We start from the raw sequence: 14951 nt of genomic DNA, 5'->3' as shown, positions 1-14951 counted from the left end.
TCCTCCCCTGGCGGCGCAGCGCATCCGGGGAGGGCTTGGGGGCCTGGATGCGTCAGACGAGGAAGAAAGCAATGCCCAAAATGAAATACACCATAAGCAGAAGCGCGCCCTCGTACCAGTTCGTACGTCCGTCGCGCGAGACCGAGGCGGCAATGAAGACCGACACGCCGATGGCGGTCAGCTCGATCGGTGTAAACAAAATATCCATCGTCTTGCCGAACAAGGCGCTGGCAAAAATAAGCACCGGCGCGACAAACAGTGCGATTTGCAAGCTGCTTCCGACCGCAATTTCGACAGCGCCGCCGATTTTGTTTTTGAGCGCCAGCATGACCGCGGCGCTGTGCTCGGCGGCATTGCCGACGATCGCAATCAGGAAGGCGCCGACGAACAATTCGGACAGGCCGAATTCGGTGGTGAATTGGTCGAGCGTGCCGACCAGCCATTCGCTGACGAGGGCGACCATGGCGGTCGCGAGCAGCAAGTACACGATGGAGCGGCGACGGGACCAGGCAGGCGCTTCGTCGTGATCAGCTTGACTCTGTTCGTCGCGCAGCAGCTCCTTGTGCGTCACCATCGAAAACACGAGCCATAGCAGATAGGAGACAATCAGGATGGCGGCGACCGACAGGCTCAGCAGCTCGTCCTTGGCGGCGGAGAAGCGCTCGCTGGTCACGAACATGGCCGGCACAAAAAGCCCGATTACAGCCAGGACCATCAAGGTGGCATTGTGGCCGGCCGCTTCCTCGTTGTAGCGCTGCTGCTTGTACTTGAGCCCGCCGAGCAGGATGCTCAGGCCGAGCACGAGCAGCAAATTACCGATAATGGCGCCGGTCAAGCTGGCCTTGACCATGTCGAACAACCCTTCCTTGACGAGGAACAGGGCGATAATCAGCTCGGCTGCATTGCCGAAGGTCGCGTTCAAAAAACCGCCCAGCCGCTGTCCGGCATAATGGGCTACGCTTTCGGTCGCTTGACCGAGAAAACCGGCCACAAACAATATGGCAATTGCAGAAAATGCGAATTGTACGGTCATGTTCCAGTGCAAAAAATGACTGCCGGCGCTAAGCGCAAAAAATAGCGCCAATCCGGCTACAAACCACTTGCTTCGCATCCGCTCACCTCGCTAGGGAATCAGCCTCTACAACGAATACGTTACCCAAAGCCGCCGCATGTTAATCGGTCCGATGCACGTCTGGCGACTGCGAGGTAGGCGCTGCTTGCTTCACTCCTGACGTTCCAGTACAATGAATATATCTGGTAAACGAGGAGTGAAGGATATGACCGAAGAGCTCTCTACGCAGACAGGAGTCGTACGCATTTCCGATGATGTCGTATCCACCATTGCGGGTCTGGCTGCACTGGAGACGCCCGGAATCGCGGCGATGTCCGGAGGGATCTCCGAAGGCCTGGCGAAGCGGCTCAGCGGCCGCAATGTGCAACGCGGCGTATCGGTCGAGGTCGGTCAGCTGGAGGCGGCTATCGACCTGCGCATCATCGTCAAGTATGGCATTCCGATTCAGGAGGTATGCCGCGTCCTGCAGCAAAATGTACGCGAAGCGGTGCTGAATATGACCGGCTTGCAGGTCGTTGAGGTGAACGTCAAGGTCGAGGGCGTCGCCTTCCGCGAGGAAGAAACGGAAGACATTCAAGCGCTTCGCGTCAAATAAGCGCCAGTCCAGCACAGTGCCATTCCGAACAGTCTCCGATACGCGACACAAAAAACAGCCCGCAGCGCGTCTTACGCGCTAGCGGGCTGTCGGTTTTCGCTTGTTCGTCGAGCGCTGGGGCTGACGGTCGTATTCGCGGGATATGCTGAGCAGCACGCCGACGCTGCCGAAGACGACCAGCATGGACGACCCGCCGTGGCTGATGAACGGAAGGGTAACGCCCGTGATCGGAATCGTGCCCGTCACGCCGCCGATATTGACGAAGGCCTGAATAGCAATCATGCCGACAATCCCCGCCCCTACGACGGTGCCGTACACATCGCTGCAGCGCAGGCAGACGAGCAAGCCGCGCCACAGGAAGACCAGATACACGAGCAGGAACAGCACGCTGCCGATGAAGCCGAATTCTTCGCCTATGACGGCAAAAATAAAATCGCTGTAAGCGTAGGTCAGGTAATGCAGCTTTTGTACGCCGTCGCCAAGACCGACGCCGGTCAGACCGCCGTGTCCAAGCGCAAACAGCGAATGGGACAGGTGCCAGCCGCTGCCCTGCATGTCTTCCAGCGGATTCATCATCGTCGTGAAACGGTCGATGCGGTACTGCCACGCCATCGGGTCGTGCAGCATGGAGGCGCTCACCATCAGGGCGACGACGACGGAGACGATGACGCCGGAGTAGAACAGATGCTTGAGGTTGGCGCCGCCCGCCACGATCATGACGGCCGCGGTGGCGGCCAGAATGAGGCAAGAGCCCAGATCGGGCTGCAGCATAATCAGACCGCATATAAAACCGACGATGACCATGATCGGCAGCAGACCGCGCTTGAATTCGCGAAATTTCTCGCCTTTTTTGGTAATCAGACGACCGAGGTACAAGATCAGCGCGAGCTTGGCAAATTCGGTAGGCTGGATGCCCAGACCGGCAAAGCCGAACCAGCTGCGCGCGCCATTGCGCTCCTCTCCGATGAACGGCACGATGATCAGCATGAGCAGAACAGGCAAAAAATAAAGAATAAAGCCTTTTTTGAAGCGTTCGTACCGAATGTTCATCACGGTCAGCATGATGACCGTGCCGAGCGCAACCCATACCAGCTGACGCTTCAGGAAGTACAGCGCATCATGGCCATATTCGGCGCTGGACACCGCGATATTCGAGCTGGCGCTGAACACCATGACCAATCCGAAGCCCGAAAGCAGCAGCGTCAGGATGAGCAGTACAAAATCAGGTCTGCCCCGTGTTCTCGTCTGCGGCTTGTTCACCGGCCGTTCCACGGGCTAAGCCAGCAGTCGTTTCAGGCTCTCAAGCCGCTGCAAGGCCGTATTAAGAATCGGCTCGGGTACGGGCGTCTCGTACTCCAGCCCGTGCGGGAACGTGCTGCGTCCGAGATAGACGGCTTCGATGGCCAGAATCGCATGCGGCTGCTCCAGCTTGCCCTCTACGGCGCGGGTGTTGATGCGCAGGAAGTATTCGTTTTTGTTGGCGCGGTCCTCCAGCTTCAGATCGTAGGTCGCACGATAATACTCCCACTGCCAGCGGACGAAGCCGAGCTGCTCCGCAGAATCATCCAAATGCGCCAGGTCGCTTGTCATGCCGTTCAGGCCTGTATCTTCAATGATCACGGATATTCCCCCTTCAAAATGGTACAATGTACGTATTCTATATTATGATAGTATGTTTCCCTGTCATGTGCAAGCTTTCCGCACTCGGACGGCTGCGGAAAACGTGACAGAATGACGAACTGTTTCGACGCCTGCGCTTTACGGGGGCTATCCGGGATTGATAGAATAGGAGCATCATAAGCGAATCAGAGGGGGCCGAGGATGAAGACCAACGAACAAATTCAAGCGGCGCTCGAGGCGCGTCTGCCGCAGATGACGGCATGGCGCAGATACTTGCATCAGCATCCCGAGCCGTCCTTCCATGAACAGGAGACGGCCCGATATATCGCCGAGCAGCTGCGCGAGATGGGCTGCGACATCCGGACCGGCGTGGGCGGTCACGGGATCGTCGCGACGATTCGCGGCGAGCGGCCGGGGCCGGTCATCGCGCTGCGCGCGGATATCGACGCTCTGCCGATCCAGGATGAGAAGGACGTCCCGTACCGCTCGACGGTAGACGGCGTCATGCACGCCTGCGGCCACGACGCGCATACCTCGACCATGCTGGGGATCGCCTCCTATTACCAGAGCGTCCGCGGCGAGCTGCAAGGCGAGCGCAGGCTGCTGTTCCAGCCGGCGGAGGAGATCTGTCCGGGCGGCGCCAAGCCGATGATCGAGGCGGGCGTGCTGGAAGGCGTCGATGCCATCTACGGCGTGCATCTCTGGTCGCCGCTGCCGTATGGCGCGGTCGCTACGCGCCCGGGGCCGTTCATGGCTGCGGCGGACGAATTCACGGTCACCGTGACGGGCCAGGGCGGGCATGGCGGCTTGCCGCATCAGACAATCGATGCCGTCGTAGCCGGGAGCGCGCTGGTCCAGGCGCTGCAGTCGATCGTCAGCCGCAATGTCAATCCGCTGCAGCCGGCGGTCCTGTCGGTGGGCGCCTTTCACGCCGGCAAGTCGGGCAATGTCATTGCCGAGCGCGCCGTGATGAACGGGACGGTGCGCACCTTCGATCCGCAGACGCGGCGCATGATTCGAGCGAGGATGGAGCAGATCGTCGCCCAGACGGCCGAGCTCCATGGCGCCAAGGGCGAGCTGAATTATCGCGAGGGCTATCCGTCCGTGGTCAATGACGCGGGCGAGGTCGACCGCTTCATGCGCGTGGCGGCGCAGCTCCCCGGCGAGCTGCAGGTGGAGCGTTCGGACATGATTATGGCAGCTGAGGATTTTGCTTATTACCTGCAGCAGGTGCCGGGCTGCTTCATGTTCGTCGGAGCGGGCAACGAGCAGACGGGCGCGATCTACGCGCACCATCATCCCCGCTTCGATCTCGACGAGCGGGCGATGGCCGTAGCGGCCCGTCTGCTGATCGCGATGGCAGAGGACCGTGTCGGCGCTGCGTCCGGGACGGCGGGCGCGGGATAAGCCTGTCCGGCGAGGCGATGTATGGAGCCGGACCGTCCGGGCATGCTAATGGCTGGATGCGCCGGCCTCGTTTCTAACGGGGTTCGGCGCTCTCGAATCCAGATGACGGGCGGAGGGTAACGATGCGCAAAGTAAGCGACATCATGTCTACAGATTGTGTCACTGCGACGATGCAGGACACGATCTACGAATTGGCGATTCTGATGAAAAACAACGATATCGGCTTCGTGCCGATCGTGGAGGGCCGCGAACTAAAGGGCGTGGTGACCGACCGCGATCTGGTCACGCGCGGCTACGCGGGCAAGCATTCCGGATCGACCGAAGCGTCGGAGGTCGTCACGACCGATATCCGCAGCATCACCGGCGATCTACCTGTGGACGAAGCGGCCCGCATTATGGCCAAGCACCAGATCAGGCGGCTGCCGGTGGTGGAGGACGGCGACCTCGTAGGCGTCGTCGCGATCGGCGATCTGGCAGTGCGCGAGTTGCTTGAGGACGCGGCAGGAGGCGCCCTGAGCGGCATCTCCGAGCATGAGCATCGCGAGCCGCACGCGTCGCTGCACTAGGGCGAGTGTGCATACACGCCCTGGCCGTCGAATTTCAGGCGCGCAGCACAATCCCCCTTTCGCTCGCGGAAGGGGGATTGTGCTGCGCAATTTCGTGGAGAGGCAGGAATTCATTTGATAAAAAAACAGTTAATTGATGGAGACAGTAAAAGAAAGCGATACAGGGCCGCGATCATCGCCCCCATCTGGCTGCTGCTGGCGCTGCTCGCGAGCGGGTGCGGGCAGATTGCCACGACCGCGGCGCCTGCCGGCGACATCGCAGCGGCGTATCCGGAGCTGGAGGGGTTGACTGCCGAATCCGGCAAGGTGGAGCGCGTCATCGACGGCGACACCTTCGTCCTGGAGGGCGGGGCGCGGGTCAGGCTGATTGGCGTCAACACGCCGGAGATCAGTGGCAAGGCCGAATATTACGGGCAAGAGGCGGCGGCGTACGCCCGGCAGCGTCTGGATGGCGCGAGCGTGCGGCTGGTGAAGGATACCGGCGACACGGATCGGTACGGGCGGCTGCTGCGCTATGTCTTCGTCGGCGAGGAAGCGCGCATGTTCAATGAAGAGCTCGTCCTGGCGGGCTATGCCTCCGTCATGACGATTCAGCCGAATGTACGCTTGGCCGACCGCTTCGTCGAAGCGGAGCGCAGCGCGCGCGCGGCCGAGTCCGGACTGTGGGGCGGCGAGCAGGAGGGGAGCGCCGCTGCGGCGGACAGCGGCGCAGACGACGCCGGCACGGCGGACGGCTCGCCCCGGTCTTCCGCTTGTGAGGATCCCCGGGTCAAGGGCAATATCAATAGCAAGCGCGAACGGATCTACCATGTGCCCGGCAGCCGTTACTACGAGCAGACCGTGCCGGAGGAGCTTTTTTGCACGGCGGAGGAAGCCGAGGCTGCGGGCTTCCGCGCGCCCAAGGGCTAGCGGTCTGGAGCTCTAGAGGTAATACGCATGCATGTCGCGGGGCACGCCGCAGCGCAGGAGGAAGCTCTCCAGCTGCTCGCCGTGCTCCATGCGCTCGCCGACCGCCAGCAGCTTGACGGCGAATTCGTTGGCTTGCCGTTCGAATTTGCCGATGACGAAGTTGGTCTCCTTCTGCACGAAGTAATGATTGACCCCCTTATGCAGCACGATGTGCCCGAGCTCGTGGGCGCAGATGAAGCGCTGCTCCTCCTCTTCCAGCTGAGCGTTAATGATGATAAACTTGCGCCGCAGCAAGCGCTGGCAGTAGCCCTTGACGGACTGTGGCAGCTCCAGATGAAGGACCGTGACGTTGAGACAGGCCGCCAGCTTGAAGGGGTCGCTTGTTCCGTATTTGGCATGGAGATTGCGCGTTCTCCTTTTAATGTCGATCATAATTCCCCCTTGCTTTGCAAGGCCAGTGCGCTGTCAGTTCTCGGTGAGGTTGTTCGGGTTTCTGGCCTTTTTGTAATTTTCCTTGTTACGCTGCTTGGCTTCCCAAAAAATCGTCTCCATCACGCCCATCATCTTGGCGCGGTCCGTTTCGGAAAACTCAATGCCGTCGAAAAACAGCACCTCCGGGCTCTCCAGCATTTTTTTGAGGTCGCGTTTGTCCTTGGCCGTCGCCCAATCGGGCACAGCATGCTGAAATTCCTCGCGCCCGAGCAAATGGTCGGTGGAGGTATTGAGCAGCTCGGCGATTTTGAGCAGGGTCTCGCTCGGGGGAATGGCCACGTCCCGTTCATAGTTGGAAAAATTGGCCCGGTTCATGCCGAGCTGCTCCGCCATCTTGTCTTGGGTGAACCCGCGCCGGTTGCGCAGCGCTCGAATCCTTTGCCCTATGGACACGGTCATCTCTCCTAAAAAGAAAATTAAATTTGCACTTGACGTAAATTATATTTGCTTTTATACTGAAAAGCAAGCGGAAGACGACAACAAGCGCAAATCACATTTACATTTGGCGCTGGTTAGACAAATCTTACAGCGCATCGCTCACAATTTATATTTACGGGATTAGTATACCGCGTAAATATAATGCGCGCAATGGGTTCTGGCATGTTGGGTGCATAGCGGACAGAAATGACCGTTACAGCGCCGATTGCGCTAGATGAGCGTTGTAACGGACACTTTTGACTGTTAGCGGACTCTGGCGCTTGTGTTAAGCCGAATTCTCAGTCTAACGGACAAAAAATGTCCGTAAGGAGCAAGGAGCCTATCCGATGCCTAGCTGATGTCTACCTGACGCTTGGCCGAATCCGGCCATCATCAGCGACTCCGAGGTCGTCAGCGAATGGCATCAGTCGCGCCGACTCCGCCAGCGAATGGCATAAGTCGTTCCGATACGCCAAAAAATTGCGCCAGTCGGTCCGATGCCTGCGAAGGATTTCGCCAACCGTTCCGACGCCGACAAAGGTTTGCATCAGTCGTTCCAATATAGCCAATGAATTGCATCAGCTGCGTCGACGACGTCAGAAGCTTGCATTCGTCGATTCGCCTGGTCCGACGTGCAGATGTTGCATGCAGGCTAGTTGTTGCATGTCATATAAGTAAATTATATTTACTTATAACCAAAAAAACGTGTATGAGGTTTTCTAATATGCCCTGCCATACGGCATTAAACTGGGCCCGGCTGCGCAAGCGAGGACAGTCGGATCAGCAGAGGGGCCTGGCCCCCCTCGCGCAGAAAGGAGGGAGCATGGAGCGTGGATGCCATCACGATGCAAGGATTCCGCAGCGGCGTCCAGACGCTGCTCGAAGCATCGCTGCCCGAACTGCCGGTCACGGAGCCCGGCAATCCGGAGCAATTGACCGTCGCGCATCTGCAATTGGATGCTCTGCCCATCGTCCATACGCCGGCCACCGGCTGGCGGGCCAGGAGATCGCATGTTGTCAACGTGCGGTACGCGGCGCCTCAGGATACGCAGGAGGAGGCGCTGGCCGTTGCGGAGCGGCTGACCGACGCACTCGAACGGGTGCAGCTCGGCAGCCAGTTGTATCGCTGCTCCGAGCTGCGCGTCGAATCGGCGCCGGACGGGCTGCGGGTGACGGCGAGCTATGCATTCGATGTGCTGCGAGAGCACGGTCAGGAGCCGGCGATGCAGCGCATGACGCATGACGGTGCGGTGAGCGGGTAAGGCCGTCTGCCACCGCCGTCATGCCGCCGGACCCCGCGTGCTGGGAGCTGTGCGCGGAAGGACTGCCCGAATGCAAGCAATGCGAACAAGAAAAGCAAAGCGGTTGACCCGGCTTCGCCCACATTTCAACTAAATTAAAACTCAGGAGGATGAATCGCATGCAAGGAGGAACATGGACCACACAAAACAAGGTGCGCCCCGGCGTATACATCAACTTCAACTCGGCGCCGCAGCCGACAGGTACAGTCGGCGAACGCGGCATCGTCACGATGCCGGCGGAGCTCGCATGGGGAGCCCCGCACGAGGTGCTCACCATCGAAGCCGGCGCGGCGACGCTGGAGCGGCTCGGCTACGCGCTCGGCGAACCGCAGCTGCTGCTCGTCCGCGAGGCGCTCAAGCGCGCCCGCACGCTGCTGCTGTACCGTGTCAACAGCGGGACGCCCGCTGCTGCGACGAGCGACGATCTGACCGTGACGGCCGCATACGGCGGCAGCCGCGGCAACGACCTTGCGGTGGCCGTCACGGAGACGGAGGGCGAAAGCGGTACGTTTACGGTGACGACCTATCTGTCCGGCAAAGAAATCGATACGCAGCAAGCGGCGACGGTCGGGGAGCTGACCGATAACGGCTGGGTGGCCTTCAGCGGCACTGGCGCGCTGCAGGCGATCGCCGCGCTTCCGCTGACAGGCGGTGCGAACGGAGCGGCGACGGCACAGGATTATGCCGATTATCTGAGCGCCATCGAGCTGCACGATTTCCACGCGATGGCCGTGCCTTCGACCGACGATACCCTCAAGCAGACGATTGCGGACTTCGTGCGCCGCTTGCGCGAGCAGGAGGGGCGCAAGGTGCAGGCCGTGCTGGCCAATTATCCGATCGCCGACTACGAGGGCGTCATCAGCGTACGCAATGGCGTCCGTCTGGCGGACGAGACCGTGCTGGACGCGGCGCAGGCGACGGCCTGGACGGCCGGCGCGGCGGCCGGGGCGCAGATGAACGAGTCGCTGACCTATGCGGCGTACGACGGGGCGATCGATGTCGAGCCGCGTCTCACGCATACGGATACGGTAGCGGCGCTGCAGGGAGGCGAGTGGGTATTCACGCACAATGCCGGCCGCGCGATCGTCGAGCAAGACATCAACTCGCTCACGAGCTTCACGCCGGAGACGGGCAAGGCCTTCGCTAAAAACCGCGTCATCCGCGTCCTCGACGGCATCAACAACGACTTCGTGCGCATCTTCGGCGCGAACTATATCGGCAAAGCCCCGAACAACGAGGACGGGCGCAATCTGCTCAAAAGCGAGTGCATCAGTTATCTGTCCTCGCTGCAGGGAATCGGCGCGATTCAGAATTTCGACGCGCAAGCAGACATTGCCGTCCTGGCGGGGGCGGATGTCGACAGCGTCGTCATCGAGTCGTACGTCCAGCCGGTCGACAGCATCGAAAAAATCTATATTCAAGTGGAGGTACGCTAATATGGCCTATCTGAATCCGAGAGACACGATTAGCGGCAAAACGGGCAAGGCGTTCGCAATCCTGGAGGGGCAGGTGCACGAGCTGTTCTACGCCAAAACGGTCGAATCGACGATTGAAAAAAACAAAGCGGACGTGCCGGTGCTCGGCCGCACCAACATCGGTAAAAAAGCGGCCGGCTGGAGCGGCAGCGGCACGCTGACCGTGTACTACATGACCAGCGTCTTCCGCCAGCTCATGCTGGAATTCATCAATACGGGCAAGGACTTCTACTTCGATCTGCAGATCGTCAACGAGGACCCGGCCTCCAGCGTCGGCAAGCAGACGGTCGTGCTGCGCAACTGCAACCTCGACAGCATGATTGCCGCCAAATTCGACGCCACCAGCGACGACATGCTCGACGAGGAGATGGCCTTTACCTTTGAAGGCTACGACATCCTGGATCAATTCAACGCGCCGGCTCAATAAGCAAGCAGCGAAGGAAGGGGAGTAACCGCATGAGCAATCTGCAGCAATTTCTGAATGCCCACCCGATCGACAACCTGACCGACGAGGTCGTCATCTCCGAGCGCTTCAAGGGAGAGGACGGCAAGCGGCTCAAGTTCAAGATCAAAGCGATGTCCAATCGCGACTTTGACGACATCCGGCGGCAATCGATGGAGATTCGCAAAAACAAAAAGGTGGAGCTGGATCTGCAAAAATTCAATTCCGCGATCATCATTAACCATACGCTGGAGCCGGACTTCAAGGATGCGGCGAGCATCCAGGCGACCGGGAGCCTCAATCCGGAGGAGTACCTGAACAAGGTGCTGCTGGCTGGCGAGATCGCCGAGCTGTCGATGCAGATTCAGCGGCTGAGCGGGTTCGATCAGGACATGGACGAGCTCGTGAACGAAGCAAAAAACTGATTCGGGAGGGCGATGCGGAGGCGAACTACGCCTACTACGCTCTCCACAAGCTGCACACGATGCCCGGCGACTTCATCGCGCTGCCGCGGCGGGAAAAGGCGTTCGTGATGGCGTGCATCGACGAGCGCCTCAAGGCCGAGAGCCGCGCCGCCAAGCGCCGGAAGTGACGGGCTCCTAAATATCGCGGCCGGACCAGGCGTCCGGCCGGAAAGGGGGGAGGAAGGATGGCGAGTGCCGAGTCGCTTATTAAGCGCATTGGAAAGCTTGAAAATTCGTTGGGGAAATTTAATCGCTCAATTAACCAGGCTGCCGATAGCTTAAAACGGTTGAACAACGCGACAAGAAAGTCCTCGAAGAGCAAAGCCGAAAAATGTTGCTGCGAGGGCAATGCAGGAAATAAGACGGGAGCCTCTAAAGCTGCAGCTGCTGACTTGTCCCAAACCATTAAGTTTATGACCACTTGGATTGGCAAATTGACCGGTCTGGCTTTTAAATCAATTAAACAGTTAGCCGTTTCAACACCCAAATTTTTGGTTCAAGCATCGAAGGCGATAAAGCAATGGTCATTGGCCGTGCCTAAAGTTCTGAAAGCTGCTCCAAGCGTCATAAAAGGCTGGGCTCAAGCAGTTCCAAGGCTGCTTAAAGGAGCGCCGGCCGTTATGAGACAGTGGGCCGGCGCAGTACCCAGGCTTTTGAAATCGGCGCCGGGTGTTCTAAAAGGGTGGGCCTCAGCCGTTCCCAAGCTATTGAAGGCAGCGCCAGGCGTCATGAAAGGTTGGGCGGCAGCGGGCGCCAAGCGATTTGGAAAGGGAGCTGAGGTCTGTAAAAAGCAAACGGAGAAAGCTTGCAAGCCGCAAACTGGATCGGGGAACTCCGGTACAAGCAGCTCCTCAGGAAAAACGTTAAATAAGTTGGGACGATCTGCATTAAACGCTGCCATTCCACTTGTGATTGATGGGGGAATGGAACAACAAAAAGTACTCGATACGTTTATTGCAAGAACGGGCGATGCCGAGATTGGCGGAGCGATGTTTGACAAGCTCAAGACAAATGCGCTGAATGCAGGACAAGATGTAACCAAGGCGCTTCAAAACTCCCTAACCTTAATGCCAAAGGTTGAAAATTATAGCCAGCTAGAGAAATTAAGCGGAATTGCGATGCAGATTCAAGGCTCCGATGCTACCGGAAAAGGCGGCGCAAACGGAATGAGCGCCATTCAGGCCGCGCTAAAAGGGGATGAGACCGGCGTAGCTGCTTCGTTGGGAGTAGCGACAAGTACTGTGACGGCTTCCGGAATTGGAGAGCTGGGCAAATCCGGCGACATCGAAGGCGTTATAGCAGCTCTCCAGCGTCTCACGGAGCAGGCAGGCATGGGGGAGCAGGCGCTGAACCAAATGGCGACAACGCCCAGCGGCATGATTGAATCGTTAAAAACTAAGTTTCTTGACGGATTTGCCACGGCAGGCATGAACGGCATTCAGGCGATCTCGCCGCTCTTAACGCTGCTGACAGAAGCCTTTCAACAAGGGAAATTTGATCCCTTCTTCAGCGGTTTGACCGCAGCGATGCAAATGCTTGGGCAAGTGGTAACGAGTGTCGGAACGTGGATAATCGATAATCTTGATATCGTCAAGACAGTCCTTTGGTCGATCGCCATCGTCATCGCAGCACTCGGCGCCATTTGGTTACTGAATTGGCTGATCGCGATGTGGCCTGTACTGGCGGTTATAGCGGGCATTGCTATGCTCATGATGATCTTGGGCGAGCTTGGCGTCTCAACCGAACAAATTCTCGGCTTTGTCGGCGGCTTGTTCATGTCGTTATGGGCAATTGTAAAAAATGTTTTTGCCATGGCCTGGAACACGATTCTGTCATTTGCTCAATTTTTGGCCAATTTATTTATCGATCCGGTCTACACCATCAAAAAACTGTTTTACGATCTGGCTTCGCAAGTTTTAGACTACTTCGGAAACTTGATCAACAGCTTGGTGGACAAACTGAACAATTTGATCAAAGTCGGTCAAAATCTGGGGTTTAACATTGACCTGATTCCGACCTTCCCGGACAGCAGCGAGCTATTGGAAAAGTGGAAGCCTGAGACCGACAAAAACATCGTCAATCTCGACCATCTCAAAATGGAGTACGAAGATCTGGGAGACGCCTTCAATACCGGCTACGCCGGCGGCAGCAAGCTGCTGCAGGGCGCGGGCAGTCTGCTGAACGGTATGCCGGGTGCCGAAAACGATTGGACCCAGGATCTCGGGGGAATGTCGCCGGCTGCGGCAACTGGAATGCCGCCCGCCGCGGGAGCGGCAACACCGCCGACAGCAGCGATGCCGACCGAGCTGGATCGGGTGGACGAGGTCGGACGCATCGACGAGAAGGTGGACATTTCCAGCGAGGACATCAAGCTGATGCGCGAGCTGGCGGAGATGAAAAACATTCAGAACTTCGTCTCGCTGACGCCGACCGTATCGGTCCAGACCGGGGACATCAACAACAACACAGACGTCGACTCGGTGATCACGCGCATCGAGACGGTGCTCTCGGAGCAGATCGCCTCGTCCGCGAGGGGGGCGTACGCATGAGGTACTCCATTGAACTGAGCTACAACAACAAGGAGGAGTCGTTCGTGCTGCCGGTTAATCCGCAGCAGCTCGAGGCCGGCGACGCCGCGGGCGGCACGACCTACGACGTCATCGGGCTCGGCGAGATCAATGTGCTCAAGCCGCCGACCCTCACGGACTTCACGCTGGCGGGTCTGTTCCCGGCGACGCTGTATCCGTTCCGTACGGTCGAAACGCCGCTGCCTCCGATGGATTACGTGTTGTTGCTGCGCAAGTGGATGCGCAAGCAGCGCCCTGTTCGCTTCATCCTGATCGGCGCCGGCTACGAGATCAACACCGCCGCCTCGATCGAGCAGTTCGACTGGACCGAGGCTGCCGGCGGCAGCGGGGATATCGAGTATACGCTCAAGCTGAAGAGCTACCGGTTCTACGCGGCGCGCAAGGTCAATCGGACGCGAACGGCGAGCGGGGATGCGGCGCTGACGCGCCAAGCGGAGCCGCGCCCGGACGAGCGCGAAATTCCGGCCACCTATACGCTGCGCCGGGGAGATACGCTCTGGACGGTCGCGCAATGGCAGCTCGGCGACGGGACGCGCTGGCGCGAGATCCAGACGCTGAACGGGATCTCCGAGGCCGAGGTGCTCCAGCTGCCCGTCGGCAAGGTGCTGCAGTTGCCGCAGGGAGGGGACGCCAATGGTTGAGCTCGTGATCGACGACCGCTCCGGCGGCATCTGGGACCTCTCGCAGCTCGTCTCGGAGCTGTCCTGGAAGACGAGCCGGATCGGCCGGCCGGCCAGCCTGGAATTCACGCTGCTCCAGCAGCCGCACACGGTGACGAACCGCTTCCGCTGCGAGAACGGCTACATCGTCCGGCTCCGCGTGGATGAGCGCGACCTCTTCTACGGCTATGTGTTCTCGGTCAGCGGCGGCAAGAGCGAGGACATGCGCGTGCTCGCCTACGATCAGGTGCGGTACCTGATGACCAGCGATACGTACGTGCTGAGCGACGTGACGGCGACCGAAGTCGTGCAGCGCATTGCCACGGACTTCGAGCTCCAGCTCGGCCGGCTGGACGATACGGGCTACCGCATTCCGACGATGGTCGAGGACGGGCAAAAGCTGCTGGACGTCATCTGCAAGGCGCTCGATCTGACGCTGATCCACAGCGGCCGCAACTTCGTCTTCTTCGACGACTTCGGCGAGCTGACGATTCGCAATATCGAGGAGCTGGAGACGGACTTCTATCTCGGGGCGGACAGCCTGCTCTACGATTACGATTACGAATCGTCCATCGATTCGAGCACGTACAACCGCATCAAGCTGTACCGGGACAACAAGGAGAGCGGCAAGCGCGAGCTGTACATCGTGCAGGACAGCGCGACGATCGCCAGATGGGGCCTGCTGCAGCTGTACGAATCGGTCGACGAGAATCGCAACGAGGCGCAGATCAAGGAGCTGCTCGATACGTATATCACGCTGCGCAACCGGGAGTCGCGCACCATCAAGCTGCGGGCGATCGGCGACACCCGGCTGCGCGCAGGCTGCTATGTGCCGGTCATACTCGAGCGCTATGACTTGAATCAGCCGTTCCTCGTGGAGGAATGCACCCATAGCTTCGAGCCGGGCAAGCATACGATGAATCTGGAATTGAAGGTGATCTGAT

16 protein-coding genes are annotated in these 14951 nt (G+C 59.2%); 11 read left to right on the top strand and 5 right to left on the bottom strand.

Going from position 1 to position 14951, the window contains the following annotated elements; genetic code table 11:
* Positions 1-52: 52 nt before the first annotated feature.
* Positions 53-1111, bottom strand: coding sequence for a calcium/proton exchanger (cax, locus tag IDH44_RS13430; RefSeq protein ID WP_190918409.1), 1059 nt, complete (start codon positions 1109-1111; stop codon positions 53-55).
* A 166-nt stretch (positions 1112-1277) separates the two neighbouring features.
* On the opposite strand from cax, the gene IDH44_RS13425 reads away from it, so the two are divergent.
* Positions 1278-1667 carry an Asp23/Gls24 family envelope stress response protein gene (locus tag IDH44_RS13425; protein ID WP_190918408.1) on the top strand — a complete coding sequence of 130 codons (390 nt, stop codon included), beginning with the start codon at positions 1278-1280 and terminating at the stop codon, positions 1665-1667.
* 78 nt (positions 1668-1745) lie between these two features.
* On the opposite strand, the gene ftsW is transcribed toward IDH44_RS13425, so the two are convergent.
* Both ftsW and IDH44_RS13415 read right to left on the bottom strand, forming a co-directional pair.
* Positions 1746-2927 carry a putative lipid II flippase FtsW gene (ftsW, locus tag IDH44_RS13420; RefSeq protein WP_190918405.1) on the bottom strand — a complete coding sequence of 394 codons (1182 nt, stop codon included), beginning with the start codon at positions 2925-2927 and terminating at the stop codon, positions 1746-1748.
* A gap of 15 nt (positions 2928-2942) precedes the next feature.
* Positions 2943-3287, bottom strand: a complete 345-nt coding sequence (locus IDH44_RS13415; RefSeq protein ID WP_190918404.1) for a YugN family protein — start codon at positions 3285-3287, stop codon at positions 2943-2945.
* Positions 3288-3488: 201 nt separating this feature from the next.
* Between IDH44_RS13415 and IDH44_RS13410 the strand changes: the two genes are divergently transcribed.
* The 3 genes from IDH44_RS13410 (at position 3489) to IDH44_RS13400 (ending at position 6169) form a co-directional block, all read left to right on the top strand.
* Complete coding sequence (locus tag IDH44_RS13410; protein ID WP_190918402.1) at positions 3489-4694, top strand: M20 metallopeptidase family protein; 1206 nt, start codon at positions 3489-3491, stop codon at positions 4692-4694.
* Between the two features lie 122 nt (positions 4695-4816).
* Positions 4817-5260 carry a CBS domain-containing protein gene (locus IDH44_RS13405; protein ID WP_190918400.1) on the top strand — a complete coding sequence of 148 codons (444 nt, stop codon included), beginning with the start codon at positions 4817-4819 and terminating at the stop codon, positions 5258-5260.
* 114 nt (positions 5261-5374) lie between these two features.
* Positions 5375-6169: a thermonuclease family protein gene (locus IDH44_RS13400; RefSeq protein WP_223869646.1), complete on the top strand. Its 795-nt coding sequence runs from the start codon at positions 5375-5377 to the stop codon at positions 6167-6169.
* 12 nt (positions 6170-6181) lie between these two features.
* Here IDH44_RS13400 and IDH44_RS13395 read toward each other — a convergent pair whose 3' ends face one another.
* Both IDH44_RS13395 and IDH44_RS13390 read right to left on the bottom strand, forming a co-directional pair.
* On the bottom strand, positions 6182-6601 hold the full coding sequence (locus IDH44_RS13395) for an ImmA/IrrE family metallo-endopeptidase (RefSeq protein WP_190918398.1): 420 nt from the start codon (positions 6599-6601) through the stop codon (positions 6182-6184).
* A 33-nt stretch (positions 6602-6634) separates the two neighbouring features.
* On the bottom strand, positions 6635-7054 hold the full coding sequence (locus tag IDH44_RS13390) for a helix-turn-helix domain-containing protein (RefSeq protein WP_317890180.1): 420 nt from the start codon (positions 7052-7054) through the stop codon (positions 6635-6637).
* Between the two features lie 854 nt (positions 7055-7908).
* Between IDH44_RS13390 and IDH44_RS13385 the strand changes: the two genes are divergently transcribed.
* The 7 genes from IDH44_RS13385 (at position 7909) to IDH44_RS13355 (ending at position 14950) form a co-directional block, all read left to right on the top strand.
* A complete protein-coding gene (locus IDH44_RS13385) occupies positions 7909-8340 on the top strand; it encodes a phage tail terminator family protein (protein WP_190918394.1) in 432 nt (143 codons plus the stop codon).
* 158 nt (positions 8341-8498) lie between these two features.
* The gene (locus tag IDH44_RS13380) at positions 8499-9815 is read left to right on the top strand and encodes a phage tail sheath family protein (RefSeq protein WP_190918392.1); all 1317 of its coding nucleotides are present in this window, start codon (positions 8499-8501) and stop codon (positions 9813-9815) included.
* A gap of 1 nt (position 9816) precedes the next feature.
* Positions 9817-10281, top strand: a complete 465-nt coding sequence (locus tag IDH44_RS13375) for a phage tail tube protein (protein WP_190918390.1) — start codon at positions 9817-9819, stop codon at positions 10279-10281.
* 29 nt (positions 10282-10310) lie between these two features.
* A complete protein-coding gene (locus IDH44_RS13370; protein WP_190918388.1) occupies positions 10311-10721 on the top strand; it encodes a phage tail assembly chaperone in 411 nt (136 codons plus the stop codon).
* A 224-nt stretch (positions 10722-10945) separates the two neighbouring features.
* Positions 10946-13309 (top strand): hypothetical protein, encoded by a 2364-nt coding sequence (locus IDH44_RS13365; RefSeq protein ID WP_190918386.1) that lies wholly within the window; start codon positions 10946-10948, stop codon positions 13307-13309.
* Positions 13306-13989, top strand: a complete 684-nt coding sequence (locus IDH44_RS13360) for a LysM peptidoglycan-binding domain-containing protein (RefSeq protein ID WP_190918384.1) — start codon at positions 13306-13308, stop codon at positions 13987-13989. The genes IDH44_RS13365 and IDH44_RS13360 overlap by 4 nt, the downstream gene beginning before the upstream one ends.
* Complete coding sequence (locus tag IDH44_RS13355) at positions 13982-14950, top strand: XkdQ/YqbQ family protein (protein WP_190918381.1); 969 nt, start codon at positions 13982-13984, stop codon at positions 14948-14950. The genes IDH44_RS13360 and IDH44_RS13355 overlap by 8 nt, the downstream gene beginning before the upstream one ends.
* Position 14951 lies beyond the last annotated feature (1 nt).

The organism is Paenibacillus sabuli (genome assembly GCF_014705605.1).
Taxonomy (GTDB): domain Bacteria; phylum Bacillota; class Bacilli; order Paenibacillales; family Paenibacillaceae; genus Paenibacillus_D; species Paenibacillus_D sabuli.
Note: the sequence above shows the minus strand (reverse complement) of the source record. Positions and strands in the feature narration are given on the sequence as shown.

Bases quoted from the DNA above. Each gene is read 5' to 3' on its own strand.
- cax (WP_190918409.1), bottom strand. From the start codon at position 1,111: ATGCGAAGCAAGTGGTTTGTAGCCGGATTGGCGCTATTTTTTGCGCTT.
- IDH44_RS13425 (WP_190918408.1), top strand. From the start codon at position 1,278: ATGACCGAAGAGCTCTCTACGCAGACAGGAGTCGTACGCATTTCCGAT.
- IDH44_RS13410 (WP_190918402.1), top strand. From the start codon at position 3,489: ATGAAGACCAACGAACAAATTCAAGCGGCGCTCGAGGCGCGTCTGCCG.
- IDH44_RS13405 (WP_190918400.1), top strand. From the start codon at position 4,817: ATGCGCAAAGTAAGCGACATCATGTCTACAGATTGTGTCACTGCGACG.
- IDH44_RS13395 (WP_190918398.1), bottom strand. From the start codon at position 6,601: ATGATCGACATTAAAAGGAGAACGCGCAATCTCCATGCCAAATACGGA.
- IDH44_RS13380 (WP_190918392.1), top strand. From the start codon at position 8,499: ATGCAAGGAGGAACATGGACCACACAAAACAAGGTGCGCCCCGGCGTA.
- IDH44_RS13375 (WP_190918390.1), top strand. From the start codon at position 9,817: ATGGCCTATCTGAATCCGAGAGACACGATTAGCGGCAAAACGGGCAAG.
- IDH44_RS13370 (WP_190918388.1), top strand. From the start codon at position 10,311: ATGAGCAATCTGCAGCAATTTCTGAATGCCCACCCGATCGACAACCTG.
- IDH44_RS13365 (WP_190918386.1), top strand. From the start codon at position 10,946: ATGGCGAGTGCCGAGTCGCTTATTAAGCGCATTGGAAAGCTTGAAAAT.
- IDH44_RS13360 (WP_190918384.1), top strand. From the start codon at position 13,306: ATGAGGTACTCCATTGAACTGAGCTACAACAACAAGGAGGAGTCGTTC.
- IDH44_RS13355 (WP_190918381.1), top strand. From the start codon at position 13,982: ATGGTTGAGCTCGTGATCGACGACCGCTCCGGCGGCATCTGGGACCTC.